The following is a 13,005-nucleotide window of genomic DNA, read 5'->3' on the forward strand; positions in this document are numbered from 1 at the left end:
GGCCGCGGAGCCGAGCATGAGCAGGCCGCCGAAGGCGATGAAGATCTTGCCGATCAGAGAGGCATGGTTCCAGGCGGAGTTGTCGCTCGCCGTCGCGGCCTGTGCGGTTGTGTCGGCGTTGCTCACGGACGGTGCGACGTCGATGGAAGCCAGTGCGAGATGAGGCGTGGCGGGTTTGTCGTCGATCAGGGCGCGGTCGATTTCATTGAGTTCGTCGGGCGAAACGATATCCGCGACAGCCGCGGAGGTCGTATTGTCGGCTTGCGGCGCGGGATCGTCCTGATTGGTGGACAGCATCTGGCCGGCAGTGCTGGCGAGCGTACCCGCTTCCGTCTTGGGCAGATCTTCGGCGCCAGGCATCACGGCATTGGCATTTGCGTCCGCGATCGTCGGCGGTAGCGGTATCTGCTTGTCCTCAGCCGCTGCCTCGTGTGCCGTTGTCGTCTCGTGAGCTTTCGTATCGGCCTTCGCTTCCGGCTTGGTCGATTTCCGCGCGCGTGCGTGCCGCTTGTGTGACCTGTGGCTGGTGGTGAGCTTGATCGGTGCTCCGGCACTTTCAGCATGAGGGGCCACACCGGCCGGTTCCGCCGCGCTGTCGGTCGCGCGCATTGGCCCCGCCAACCCCAAACAGAGCCCTGCTGCGATGATCAACGCCGAGCGCCCACTGGCCTTGATGTTCATGGCAATCTCCCCGTTTGTCAGCCAATCGGCCGACAAAAGAAACGCCGGGCGTGGCCACACCGGGGCAGAAAAAGGGAATTTCGACGACCGTGGCGAAACCACGGCGCTTCCACCGAAATGAAGCGGCCGCGCGCGTCAGCCTGCTTCAGCCGCTTGTTGCGTTCGGTGAAAACGCAGCACCTGTTGCGCAGTGGAGGGGCGCAGACGTTCATAAGTCTGCTCCGCGGCGTTGATATCTGTCACCTCGATCTCCGCGAGGTCCTTGCGCATGTTGATGATGGTTTTGACGGTCGGCCAGGACAGCCCGCTGACCTTCGCCAGAATGAGCACGCCCTCGGTTTTGGATTCGATCATCATTTTCTCGGCGACGGCGATCGAGACATTGGCGAGGCAGGCGATGGCGGCGTTGGTTTCGTCGAACTTGCCAGCGTTTGCAAACGAAGCGACTTCTTTTTCGTCGAGCCGTCCGTCTTCGTACAGAGACCGGACCAGTCCGTGCGCGATGGTGGTATCCTCGCTGATGGCTGCCGGCGACGAACGCGCTCGCCGTGCTACTTCGCTCACGGCGGCCGAAACATCGTTCACCCGATCCGGATTGGCCGCCGCGAGACGGGCCTTCACCGAGGCGGAGGCCTTTGCGATCAGCTTCAGATAATGATGCCGCGGGATCGACGGCCGAAGGCCAACGCAGGTTGCTATGTCATCGTCGGCCTCGGCGCGCGCGACGAGCCTGGTGAAGCCTTGCTCGGAGAATTCCGCCCCCGGATTGTTGACGGTGCTCTTGACGACCTCGTCGTTGCCTCGCTCCACCAGAACGTCGGTGACTGCTCCGCTCAGGACTTTCCGCGTCGAGATCGCCAGCAGATGCGCCTGGCTTTTGCTGCAGGCGTTTTCGATCAATGCGTCGTCGCCGAGCCGTTCGGATAGCGACAGCACTGGCGCGGCGATTTCGATCAGATCGTCGAAGGCCAGCGCGTGAATGATCTGCGGCGGAGCCTTGGCAACGGGAGCGAGACGTCTGGCGAGCAATGCTTTCGCCGAGGTCTCGATGTGCCGGATCAGGCAATTGAACACGTCGTCAAAGACGGTGATCTGGTCGTCGGAATAGTCGATCGCGTTGTTCAGGAAGAGGTCGGTGACCTGCCGTAGCGTCTCGACCCGCCGCGCGACGGTGCCATGGGCAAGAACGGTCTGAAGTTCGTCGAGCAGACTCGCCGAGGAAACGGCCGATTTGGAAGCCATGGCTCTATCCTAGAGTTCCCACATCGTACGCAGCGACATTCTGCTCGCCTGGGATCCGAATCGCGATCGGAAACGGTACGGTAGAAGCGTAGATCAGAAGCACCCGTCGATGACGTAGCTTGACGGGGAATCTACGGGGAAAAGCCTTTAGGTTTGGTATCTTTTGGCTGGCTCCGATGGCCAGCGGTATCGTTAACAGGTTCTTTCGTCACGGGAATTTTCGTCCGCCCGATGGCTGCGAGGTTCATGGCCGCGCTGGCGGGCCTGCCCCATATTGTGGCTCCTCTCTCCAGGCAGACCGGGGTGCCTTGCCCTTTCCGCTGATTCAGGCACAACCTAGCAGAGTGCTATCCGCGTCGCTGAAATACTGGCGAGCGAATATCGATTCAGAACCTGCGCTAGACCCTGTTTGCGGCCGGTGGCCCTTTCGCATTGCAAGAACCTCGTACCGCACCGGGATGCAAACGTTAGAATTAGACCACAAGCCTGCCTGATCGCCGGTGCCGACAATTTGAGAAGATTTGCCTTGCCAATCGAACCTTTAGCCCTTCAACCCCGACCAATTCTGCGAGACGGCCAGTGAGTGCGGCACAGGCAGCATCGGATGAGACTCTGATCGCCCGGATCGCTCAAGGCGACCGCCTCGCCATGCAGGTGTTGTATGGGCGCCACCACGTCAGAGTCTTTCGTTTTGGACTGAGGCTCGTGAGAAACGAACAGGTCGCGGAAGATCTTATCAGCGAGGTCTTTCTCGATGTCTGGCGTCAGGCCGGCAAGTTCGAGGGCCGATCCGCCGTCTCCACCTGGCTGCTGGCCATCACGCGTTTCAAGGCCCTGTCGGCGCTGCGCCGCAGGAAGGATGCCGAACTGGATGACGAGACCGCCAATGCGATCGAGGATCAATCTGACGATCCCGAGGTGACGGTCCAGAAGAAGGATACGAGTAATGCGTTGCGTGAGTGCCTGACGCGGCTTTCGGCGGAGCATCGGGAAATCGTCGATCTTGTCTATTACCACGAGAAATCGGTGGAAGAGGTCGCCGAGATCGTCGGGATTCCCGAGAACACGGTGAAGACGCGGCTATTCTATGCGCGCAAGAAGCTGGCCGGTCTGCTTAAGGCCGCCGGCATAGAACGAGGTTGGCCATGATGGCGGCGAACAAGAAGATCGTGGAAACTGGACCCGACGACATCGAGGCTCTGTTGCCTTGGCACGCGGCCGGCACGCTGAATGCCCGCGATGCGCATCGGGTCGAGCAGGCGCTCGCGCAGGATCCGGCGCTCGCGAAGCAATACTCCGTCATCCGGCAGGAGTATGTCGAGACCATTTCGCTGAATGAAAGTCTGGGCGCACCGTCTGCGCGCCCGATGCAAAAGCTGTTCGCCGCGATCGATGCCGAGCCGGTGCGAAGTGCTTCGATGTCGCGCGGCCTGTCGGCGCGGATTTCGCAATTCTTCGCCGGACTTTCACCCCGTATGCTGGCCGCAGGCAGTGCGGTCGGCGGGCTCGTCGTCCTGCTCCAGGCCGGAGTGATCGCCGCGATGCTGGCGAAGGACGGAGGCCATTCGTTCCAGACCGCATCTCATCGTACGGAAAACACGCCGTTGACCCGCGGACTGGCCACGGACACCGGTCCGCAAGTGCTGGTGAGGTTCGCGCCGGACGCGCGCATGTCCGATATCAGCGCGCTGCTCGATACCTATCAGGCAACGATTGTTTCGGTATCCAGAGCAGGCCTGTTCCAGTTGCGTTTCGACGGCAGGGCGCCGAAGGACGCTGGCGACCTGATCAGCAGGCTTCAGAGTGAGAAGATCGTCAATCTTGCCGTTCCGGCTCAATAGGATCGGGCGATGCGTCGGCGCGTAACGAGCATAACCGGGTGGGGCGCTGTGTTTGCCGCGTTGGCGGGTCTGTACGGGCTCGCCGCGTTTGATGCTCCCACCGCTCACGCGCAAACCCTCATGCAAGGAGGATCCAGGGGCCCTTCGGCTTTCGGATCGCGCGGCGGCATGACGGCCGGACGCGGCGGGATGGGTGGCGGCTATCGTCCCGGCTGGGGCCATCGTGGCATCGGGCCGGGTTATGGCGGTTTGGGTTTTGGACTGCCGCTCGGCGTCATCGAAGCTCCCTATGTGGAAGCTCCTTATCGTGTCATCGAACGCGAGGATGAGCCGGTGCACGGCCGGCGATCGCGTCCCCCGCGCCGCAAGACCGTTGACCGCGAGCCCAAACCGCGGAAGCCGGTCACCGCGGTCACTGCATCAGGCATGTCCTATATCCGCTACGCGCCCAACACCTATCCGGTTTGCGCGCGCGGCAACGGCGTGATGAGCGGCGAATGCAACGGCCGTCCGTTCGTTGCCGACCTCGGAGGCAATGGTCCGCCGCCGCAGGATCAGAACAGCGGACCTCGACGGAATACGGGGCAAGCTGCTGCGCAGCGCAATTATCTGCCCGGCCAGATCGTCGCCGAAACCGCCGCCATGCCCGATGCGCAACTCGCCGCGTTGGCGCGAAGGCACCGGCTCCGACGTATCAGCTCCCAGGATTTTCCGCTGACCGGCAGCACCGTCAGCCTGTTCCGCATCGTCGGCCAGCGTCCGGTCGAGCAGGTCCAGGCCGAACTGCGCGCCGATGCAGCCGTCCGCTCGGTGCAGCCGAATTTCCGTTACGTTCTGCAGGACCAGAAGACGGTGCCCGCGGTCGCCGAAGGCGACCCTGCGCAATATGCGCTGGCAAAGCTGAGGATTCCGGAAGCCCATACGCTGGCGAATGGCAAAGGCGTCGTCGTCGCGGTGATCGATTCCGCGATCGACACCGATCACCCCGAACTGGCCGGCTCGATCGCCGGGAGTTTCGATGCGCTCGATGCCAGGGACGGTCCGCACGTGCACGGCACCGGCATTGCGGGCGCGATCGTCGCCCATGCGAGGCTGATGGGGAGTGCGCCGGCCGCCAGGATTCTCGCGATCCGCGCGTTCGGCGTGACGCAGGGCACGGCCGAGAGCACGTCGTTCACGATCCTCAGGAGCCTCGACTATGCGGCGGCTCACGGTGCGCAGATCGTCAACATGAGTTTTGCCGGGCCGAAGGACGCGCTGGTCTCGCGCGGCATCGCGGCCGTGGCGGCAAAGGGAATCATCATGGTGGCCGCAAGCGGCAACGCCGGTCCCAAATCGCCGCCGCTCTATCCGGCAGCCGATGCCGACGTGATCGCGGTCAGCGCCACCGATGTCGATGACCGTCTGTTTGCGGCCTCCAACCGCGGCAGCCATATCGCGGTCGCGGCTCCCGGCGTCGATATCTTCCTTCCCGCGCCGGGCGGAAAATACCAGATGACGTCGGGCACTTCGTTCTCCGCGGCTTATGTCAGCGGTCTCGCGGCGTTGATCCTGGAGCGCGATCCGGCGCTGAAGCCGTCCGACGTCCGCACCATCCTGACAAGCAGCGCGCGCGATCTCGGAGCTCCGGGCCGCGATGATCTGTTCGGCGCCGGCGAGGCGAACGGGTACGGCGCCGTGAAGGCCGCGCCGGATGGCGCTGACTCTGCCGCGGACGGAACTGCTCCGGGCACTGCGCCAGTCATGGCCGTGTCCAATCCGCCGCCGGCCGCCGCAACTGATGCCGCGGCTGCAACGTCCAGCGAGGCGGAGCCCGCGACCGCTGCGGGCGATCCGTCGCCTTCGCCAGCGAGCATGGATCCGCCGGCGGATTCTCCTTCCGCCAAATAATCAGTCTTCCAGATCGTTAAAAAAAATCAGGCCGCCTTGAACGTTTTCTCAAGGCGCGACGACAGAAGCAGTGTGGGAGCCAAAACTCCCCTGAGGCTATATCAGGCGCGAGCGCCCATCCACCCCAGCGCCCATATGGCTTGACCCGTCCGGTTGTCCCCCCGGACGGGTCTCTTCATTTTCAGTGATCCCGTCCTGCTGAAATAAGGCAAAAGTGCCACACCTCTGCGCGCTGTCATATTCGCGCCACAAAGCGCTGGACTTCGCCAAAGTTTTCCACAGAATATCCAACAAGCACTGAATGATTCGTTCGTTGCGTCTGCGTCCGTTCTCCTCCTTGCGGACTGTCCCATGACTCAACGCGACGACGCCGGGCGCGCCCGGGATCACCATATCCTCAATCGCTGGTGCAAGATCGCCGAACAGCGGCTCGACTATCTCGTCGAGCTTTATGAAAGCGGACGGTGGCGACGCTTCCATTCCGAACACGCCTTCACGGAAAATATCCTGGAGGCAAAGGCCGCCGTCGAAACGTGGCGAGCGCTGGCACGGCGCGAGGTGGCCCCGAACGATCAGACGATCGAGGGGCCGACCCTCGATCAGCCTGCAGAGACGTCTCCCATAACGCAGGACGAGACCGGGCAATCGTCGGCCCGGCTGCTCGGAACCGCGGCTGTGCATGCGGCGCTGGCGTCGATCGTGTCACCGCCTAAAGATACGTTGATCGAGGCGAACGACGACGCGCCGGCCGGAGAGCAAACGGCAGCGAGCGAGGACTTGGCAACCGGCATCGTGCCGGATTCGCGCCCGTTCCAAGAACGCTATCCGATTTTGAAGTGCAACGCGCTGTAGCGGCGGCCTTCGATTGGTACGAGTAAAAGCCGAAGCTATTTCGATCTCGATCGATCAAAGCTAGCTGCTTGACGCGAGCCGGCTGAATTCAGCGCGCCACGTTGGCGCCGAGCGCGACCTGCGCGTATTTCGCGGCGCCATCGGCGGCAAGGTCCGGCGTCATCGGCTTGGCGTGGTCGAGGCCGACCACCGCGCCGCGCGGCGTGTCCGAAATCACGTTGTTGCCCACCAGCGCCGTGCCGGCGCCGTCCGCCACGGAAACGCCGATACCGATGAAGGCTTTGCGGATGACGTTGCCCGTGATCGCGACGTCGCGCAGATACTTGCCCCAGCCGGCCATGATGCCGAACGACGGTGCGTTCTCGATCACGTTGCCGGTGACCGAGGTGTCGGCCTCTACATAGACGCCGATGCCGGCGTCGTCGTCGGGCGCGGTGCCGATCGGGCGCTTCGGCAACAGGTTGCGGATGATGTTGCCTTGCACGACCGCGAGCCTGCCGCCCTCGTTGAAGTTGCAGACGGAGACCCCGACCGCGGCGCCGTCCACGGTATTGTTGGCGATCACTGCGCCCTCGAAGGCGAACTCGGAATACAGCGCCACCTCGCGCACGCCGCTGACGCTGTTGCCGGTGATCTGGATGTTCGAAGCGGAGTTGCCGCGCACGGCGGAATAGTCGCAATCGCCGATGCGGTTGCCGCTGACAATAACGTTGCCGGCACGGAAGGCATTGATGGCGTTGCCGTGCTGGCCGGAGCCGCCGGGGCCGGCCTTGATATGTTCGATGCGGTTGCCGGTGACGATCGAGCCGTCGTCGCCGATTGCGGTGCGCAGGATCTCGATGCCGTTGTCGTTGGCGTCAAGAATGGTGTTGCGCGCCACCGTCAGCCCAAGCGCGTCGAACGAGACGATCGCGGTGGTCGCGGTTTTCCCGATGATGTTGCCGCTGATCTCGCCCGCGACGTTCTCGAGCCAGATGCCGTTGCGGCCGCTGCCGGTGATTTCGCAGTTCAAAATCCGCAGGCCGCGCCCGCCAAGGCAATGGACGAGGCCGCGCCGTTCGGGGAGGGGAATGCTGCCGCCGGCAAGCGTGAGATTGCCGAGCCCGATGTGATCGGCGCCTTCTGCCGTCAGCAGCGATGCGCCGCCGGTGAACATCAGCGTTGTCGCGCCGCGCACGCCGACGAGTTGCGAGCCGTTGGCGAGCCGCAGCGATCCGGTGCGATAGACGCCGGGCGGCAATGCGAGCGGCGCGTTGGCGCGGGCCGCCTCGTCGATCGCCCGTTGCAGCGCGCGGGTCTGATCGTCAGGTGAATTCGGCTTTACGCCATAGTGCGTCGCATCGCGTCCGAGCGTCGACGTCAGCGGCGCGGCGTGCGACGCATTCGACGGCATCGCCAGCGCACCGGCGACACCGGCGGCGGAAGCTCCGAGGATATGGCGGCGGTCGATGTCCATGCGGGGATGTAACGCGAAAAACCGCAACGTCGCCGAAACGACGACGATGAACGCAGGCGATTGTTGGCGACAGGGTTAACGCGGCGGCGTCGGGACCACCGCATTGTGCGGCACGAACAGTCGCCCGCGCTCCACCACGATCACGACGGCGAGAGCGGCCAGCGTGCACAGGAAAGCGCCGGTCGCGAACGGCAGCATGGTGCCGTTGAAATCCTGTCCGATCAGCGCGCCGACGCCGCTGCCGATCAGCGTGGTGATGGAGCCGAACAGCGAGGAGGCGGTGCCCGCGATGTGGCCCTGCGGTTCCATGGCGAGCGCGGTGAAGTTGGAGAACATCAATCCGAAGGCGAACATGGTGCCGATCGCCAGCACCATGTAGATTGGAAACGACAGCCAATCCTGCCATGCCGCGAGCAGCGTCAGCATCGAGATCACCACTGATCCCGTGAGCGCGCCGTGCGAAATCACCTGCATGCCGAACCGTCCGACGATGCGCGAGTTCAAGAGACCGGCGGCGGCGATGCCGACGGCGATCGCGGCGAAGGCAAGCGGAAAATAATCGCCGAGGCCATAGATCCCGGTGAAGATCTGTTGCGAACAGAACACATAGGCGAACAGCACGCTCTGGACGCCGCCGGCGGCGAGCGCGTAGCCGATGGTCTGCCGGTTGGTGATGGTCTGGCGGAACGCGTCGAAGACGCTTGCAGCGGTCAGCGGCTTGCGTTCCGTCGCCGGCAGGGTTTCCGGCAACCGGATCGCGCACCACAAAAGGGCAAGCAGGCCGTAGATCGTGAGCACCACGAAGATGCCGCGCCACGCCGCGAACAGCAGGATCGCCTGACCGATCGACGGCGCGAGGACGGGGACCGAGATGAAGATCATCATCGCCAGCGACAGCACGCTCGCCATCCGCCGTCCGGTGTAGCAGTCGCGCACGATCGAGGTGGCGATGACGCGGGCGGCCGAGCTTCCGATGCCCTGCAGTACACGCGCCAGCATCATCATTTCGAACGAGGGTGCGACCACCGACAGCAGCCCTGCGGCGCTGTAGAGCAGCATCCCGCCGATCAGGATCGGGCGGCGGCCGAAGCGGTCCGACAGTGGCCCCATGATGAACTGGCCGGCGCCGAAACCGGCCAGATACACCGAGATCACCGCCTGAACGTGATTGGGATTGGCGATTCCGTAGGCGGCGCGCACATCCGGCATCGCCGGCAGCATCATGTCGGTCGCGATCGGGTTCAGCGCCATGATGCCGGCGACGATGGCGACGAATTCGGGAAATCCCATCGGGCGATGGGTTTGCGACACCCACCCGTCCACGCTCGCGTCGGTCATTGTTTATCCCGGCAGATCGGAACGCAGCCTTTATCGATGCCGCTGTTGCGCTGCACAATGCCTGTTTCAAACAAAACTGTCCACCGCCGGCTAGTGTGGTGGTTCAGAAGTTCGCTTCCAGTGTCTCGGCGAGTCCGTCAAGCGAACTTATGAACCCAAACCACACTAGAATCATAAAGTTGCTAGTGTCCCTTTGACTCCGAAGTTCGCATCAAAGGTTGCTGCGAGGGTATGCGAACTTCGGAATCGGGACACCAGGGGGCGGCCGATCACAATGAATTTGCATCCAAGTCAGCGCGACCCGCCCGCCTTGCCGCTTTCACCATCTCCAGCAGCATGGCCTCGCCGGCATCAACCAGTTGGTCCAGCGTGATCCCGCCGGGAACATGCGCCGAGCCGTCGCGCTTCAACGGCGGAACATGGATGAAGGCGGCAGGGCGCGGACCAGCTTGATAACGCGTGGCCTCGATGGCGCGCCAGCACAGGTAATTGCAGAGATAGCTGCCGGCATCGCGCGAGGCGCGCGCGTCGATGCCGGTTGCCCGCGCCGCGCGCAGCAGCCTGAAAACATGCGGTCCGAACGCACGCGCGTCCGCCATGCCCGCGATCGATCGTTTGTTCATCCGCATGCCGGCGAGATCCGGCCAGATCGCCGTCGCCGCATTGCGCGCGCGGGTCTCAACCCGCAGCCAGGGCGTGCGCGTCGCGAGGCCGAACATCAGGAGCGCGTGCGGGCGATGCATCGAAAGAAGTTGCGGCAGCTCGCGATCCACCGTTTCGTAAGCGACGCGGAAAATGTGCGTGGCGATCGCGACATCGTCCAGCGCGGGCCGGCGCAGCCGCGCGAGCCGGTTGACCAGCGGTATGGTTGGATTGAACGGCGCGCCGGGAAAGGGGCCGAACCCGGTGATGAGGACGCGAAGGTGTGTCGTCATGCCCGGCCTTGTGTCGGGCATCCACGTCTTGTGCTGTGACGGATCACAGAAAACAAGACGTGGACGGCCGGGCGTAGGCGAACTGAAGCGACGCCGTTCTTCGAACGGCTGAGCCCGGCCATGACGACAGCAAGTTTGATCCAACTCACCGCAGCAACTCCGCGATCTGGTCCGCCGCCAGCGCCGGGGTGATGCGGCCATCGGCGACCGCAGCCTCGGTCGCCTTCACTTTGGCGCGAATCGCGGCGTCGCTGCGCAGGCGCGCCTTCATGCGCTCCTCGAACATCGACCACATCCACTTCACCTGCTGCTGGCTGCGCCGCGCGGCGAATTCGCCCGACGCCTGCATCGCGGTGCGGTGCGCGACGATCTTCTGCCACAGTTCCGGAATGCCCGATCCCGTCAGCCCGGAATAGGTCACGACCGGCGGCTGCCAGTGCTCGGAGCGGGGGCTGAGAATATGCAGCGCGCTGCGATATTCTGCTGCCGCACGATTGGCGCGCTTGATGTTGTCGCCATCCGCCTTGTTGACCGCGATCATGTCGGCGAGTTCGACGAGGCCTTTCTTGATGCCCTGCAATTCGTCGCCCGCGCCGGGCAGCATCAAGGCGAGAAAGAAATCCGTCATGTCGCAGACCGCGGTCTCGGACTGCCCGGTGCCGACCGTTTCAACCAGCACCACGTCGAAGCCCGCGGCCTCGCACAGCAACATCGCCTCGCGCGTTTTGGCCGCGACGCCGCCGAGCGTGCCGGCGGCGGGCGAGGGGCGGATATAGGCGGCGTCCGAAGCCGACAGCCGCGCCATCCGCGTCTTGTCGCCGAGGATCGAGCCGCCGCTGCGCGCCGAGGACGGGTCCACCGCCAGCACCGCGACTTTGTGGCCGCGTTCGATCAGGAACATGCCGAGCGCGTCGATGGTGGTTGACTTGCCGACGCCGGGCGATCCGGTGATGCCGACGCGGATGGCGTTGCCGGCATCAGGCAACAGCGCCTGCACCAGCTCGCGCGCGGTCGCCTCATGATCGGCGCGGCGGCTTTCGATCAGCGTGATGGCGCGCGCCAGCGCGGCGCGTTGCCCGGCGCGGATGTCGGCGGCGAGAAGCGCGATATTGGGGTCGGGAATGGCCGCAGGTGAAACCATTTCGTTCGTTTACAGCGAACCGGCTCATGGCGCGAGGGGAGCGGGTGGGATGCCGCCTCACGCCATCGAACGGTTACTCCGCCGCCTCGCTATGACCGAGTCGCGCATTGAGCTTGCGGATCAATTCCTCGGCGGCGTCAGAAATCACCGTACCGGGCGGGAAGATCGCCTCGGCGCCGGCCTTGTAGAGCGTATCGTAATCCTGCGGCGGCACGACGCCTCCGACGATGATCATGATGTCGTCGCGGCCTTGTTTCTTCAGCGCGGCTTTCAGTTCCGGAACGGTGGTCAGGTGCGCGGCGGCAAGCGATGACACGCCGAGGATATGCACGTCGTTTTCCACCGCCTGCCGCGCGGCTTCATCCGCCGTTGCAAACAACGGTCCGATATCGACGTCGAATCCGACATCGGCGAAGGCGGACGCGATCACCTTCTGGCCGCGGTCGTGGCCGTCCTGCCCGATCTTGGCGACGAGGATGCGCGGCCGGCGGCCCTCGGCTTCCTCGAAGGCGTCGATCATCGCCTGCACCCTCGAAACCTTGTCGGACATGGCGGACGCCTCGCGCTTGTAAACCCCGGTGATGGCCCTGATCTCGGCGCGATGGCGGCCGAACACCTTTTCCATCGCGTCGGAGATTTCGCCGACGGTGGCCTTGGCGCGCGCCGCATCGATGGCGAGCGCCAGCAGGTTGCCGTTGCCGTCGCCGGCCGAGCGCGTCAGCGCCGCGAGCGCGGCATCGACATCTTGCTGGTTGCGTTCGCCGCGCAACCTTTCCAGCTTCTCGATCTGCAGACGCCGCACCGTGGAGTTGTCGACTTTCAGCACGTCGATCGGCGCCTCGTTCTCGGATCTGTATTTATTGACGCCGATCACCGCTTGCCTGCCGGCGTCGATCCGGGCCTGCGTCTTGGCGGAAGCCTCCTCGATGCGCAGCTTCGGCACCCCAGCTTCGATCGCCTTGGCCATGCCGCCAAGCTCCTCGACCTCCTGAATGTGGCCCCACGCCTTCACCGCGAGATCGTGCGTGAGCCGCTCGACGTAATAAGAGCCACCCCAGGGATCGATGATGCGGGTGGTGCCGCTTTCCTGCTGCAGGAAGAGCTGGGTGTTGCGGGCGATGCGCGCGGAGAAGTCGGTCGGCAGCGCCAGCGCTTCGTCCAGCGCGTTGGTGTGCAGCGATTGGGTGTGGCCTTGCGTCGCCGCCATCGCTTCGATCATGGTGCGCGGCACGTTATTGAAGACGTCCTGCGCGGTGAGCGACCAGCCGGAAGTCTGGCAATGGGTGCGCAAGGAGAGCGAGCGCGCATCCTTCGGATCGAACGGCTTGATGAGCTTGGCCCACAACAGCCGCGCGGCGCGCAGCTTGGCGACCTCCATGAAGAAGTTCATGCCGATCGCCCAGAAGAACGACAGCCGCGGCGCGAAACGGTCGATATCGAGCCCGGCATGGAGACCGGCGCGGACATATTCGACGCCATCGGCAAGCGTGTAGGCGAGTTCGAGATCCTGCGTCGCCCCGGCCTCCTGCATGTGATAGCCGGAGACCGAGATCGAATTGTATTTCGGCATCTTGCGCGAGGTGTAGGCGAAGATGTCGGAGACGATCCGCATCGAGGGCGCTGGCGGAT

At 64.1% G+C, this 13,005-nt stretch carries 12 protein-coding genes; 5 read left to right on the forward strand and 7 right to left on the reverse strand.

What is annotated here, in order from left to right:
- On the reverse strand, positions 1–609 hold a 609-nt coding region (locus BGN91_RS08215; RefSeq protein WP_292612148.1), incomplete at its 3' end, for a hypothetical protein.
- A gap of 34 nt (positions 610–643) precedes the next feature.
- On the opposite strand from BGN91_RS08215, the gene BGN91_RS08220 reads away from it, so the two are divergent.
- Positions 644–802, forward strand: coding sequence for a hypothetical protein (locus tag BGN91_RS08220; RefSeq protein WP_292612150.1), 159 nt, complete (start codon positions 644–646; stop codon positions 800–802).
- A gap of 14 nt (positions 803–816) precedes the next feature.
- On the opposite strand, the gene BGN91_RS08225 is transcribed toward BGN91_RS08220, so the two are convergent.
- Entirely contained in the window at positions 817–1,923 is a 1,107-nt protein-coding gene (locus BGN91_RS08225; protein WP_292612152.1) for a DUF2336 domain-containing protein, read from the reverse strand.
- 579 nt (positions 1,924–2,502) lie between these two features.
- On the opposite strand from BGN91_RS08225, the gene BGN91_RS08230 reads away from it, so the two are divergent.
- The 4 genes from BGN91_RS08230 (at position 2,503) to BGN91_RS08245 (ending at position 6,506) form a co-directional block, all read left to right on the forward strand.
- Positions 2,503–3,072: a sigma-70 family RNA polymerase sigma factor gene (locus BGN91_RS08230; protein ID WP_292612153.1), complete on the forward strand. Its 570-nt coding sequence runs from the start codon at positions 2,503–2,505 to the stop codon at positions 3,070–3,072.
- On the forward strand, positions 3,069–3,764 hold the full coding sequence (locus BGN91_RS08235) for a hypothetical protein (RefSeq protein ID WP_292612154.1): 696 nt from the start codon (positions 3,069–3,071) through the stop codon (positions 3,762–3,764). Before BGN91_RS08230 ends, BGN91_RS08235 begins: the two co-directional genes overlap by 4 nt.
- Before the next feature lie 9 nt (positions 3,765–3,773).
- Positions 3,774–5,654, forward strand: a complete 1,881-nt coding sequence (locus BGN91_RS08240; RefSeq protein ID WP_292612155.1) for a S8 family serine peptidase — start codon at positions 3,774–3,776, stop codon at positions 5,652–5,654.
- A gap of 351 nt (positions 5,655–6,005) precedes the next feature.
- Complete coding sequence (locus BGN91_RS08245) at positions 6,006–6,506, forward strand: TIGR03809 family protein (RefSeq protein ID WP_292612156.1); 501 nt, start codon at positions 6,006–6,008, stop codon at positions 6,504–6,506.
- Positions 6,507–6,594: 88 nt separating this feature from the next.
- Here the strand turns inward: BGN91_RS08245 and BGN91_RS08250 are convergent, their stop codons facing one another.
- The 5 genes from BGN91_RS08250 to scpA all read right to left on the reverse strand — a co-directional run.
- A complete protein-coding gene (locus BGN91_RS08250; protein ID WP_292612158.1) occupies positions 6,595–7,962 on the reverse strand; it encodes a TIGR03808 family TAT-translocated repetitive protein in 1,368 nt (455 codons plus the stop codon).
- Between the two features lie 75 nt (positions 7,963–8,037).
- Positions 8,038–9,300, reverse strand: a complete 1,263-nt coding sequence (locus BGN91_RS08255; RefSeq protein ID WP_292612160.1) for a multidrug effflux MFS transporter — start codon at positions 9,298–9,300, stop codon at positions 8,038–8,040.
- Between the two features lie 269 nt (positions 9,301–9,569).
- Complete coding sequence (locus tag BGN91_RS08260) at positions 9,570–10,235, reverse strand: pyroglutamyl-peptidase I (RefSeq protein WP_292612166.1); 666 nt, start codon at positions 10,233–10,235, stop codon at positions 9,570–9,572.
- Between the two features lie 145 nt (positions 10,236–10,380).
- Positions 10,381–11,376: a methylmalonyl Co-A mutase-associated GTPase MeaB gene (gene meaB / locus BGN91_RS08265; RefSeq protein WP_292612162.1), complete on the reverse strand. Its 996-nt coding sequence runs from the start codon at positions 11,374–11,376 to the stop codon at positions 10,381–10,383.
- Positions 11,377–11,449: 73 nt separating this feature from the next.
- Positions 11,450–13,005: methylmalonyl-CoA mutase (scpA, locus tag BGN91_RS08270; protein ID WP_292612164.1), on the reverse strand; the 1,556-nt coding region annotated here is incomplete at its 5' end.

This window comes from Nitrobacter sp. 62-13 (assembly GCF_001896955.1).
GTDB lineage: Bacteria > Pseudomonadota > Alphaproteobacteria > Rhizobiales > Xanthobacteraceae > Nitrobacter.

Bases quoted from the DNA above. Each gene is read 5' to 3' on its own strand.
- BGN91_RS08220 (WP_292612150.1), top strand. From the start codon at position 644: ATGATCAACGCCGAGCGCCCACTGGCCTTGATGTTCATGGCAATCTCC.
- BGN91_RS08225 (WP_292612152.1), bottom strand. From the start codon at position 1,923: ATGGCTTCCAAATCGGCCGTTTCCTCGGCGAGTCTGCTCGACGAACTT.
- BGN91_RS08235 (WP_292612154.1), top strand. From the start codon at position 3,069: ATGATGGCGGCGAACAAGAAGATCGTGGAAACTGGACCCGACGACATC.
- BGN91_RS08240 (WP_292612155.1), top strand. From the start codon at position 3,774: ATGCGTCGGCGCGTAACGAGCATAACCGGGTGGGGCGCTGTGTTTGCC.
- BGN91_RS08245 (WP_292612156.1), top strand. From the start codon at position 6,006: ATGACTCAACGCGACGACGCCGGGCGCGCCCGGGATCACCATATCCTC.
- BGN91_RS08250 (WP_292612158.1), bottom strand. From the start codon at position 7,962: ATGGACATCGACCGCCGCCATATCCTCGGAGCTTCCGCCGCCGGTGTC.
- BGN91_RS08255 (WP_292612160.1), bottom strand. From the start codon at position 9,300: ATGACCGACGCGAGCGTGGACGGGTGGGTGTCGCAAACCCATCGCCCG.
- BGN91_RS08260 (WP_292612166.1), bottom strand. From the start codon at position 10,235: ATGACGACACACCTTCGCGTCCTCATCACCGGGTTCGGCCCCTTTCCC.
- meaB (WP_292612162.1), bottom strand. From the start codon at position 11,376: ATGGTTTCACCTGCGGCCATTCCCGACCCCAATATCGCGCTTCTCGCC.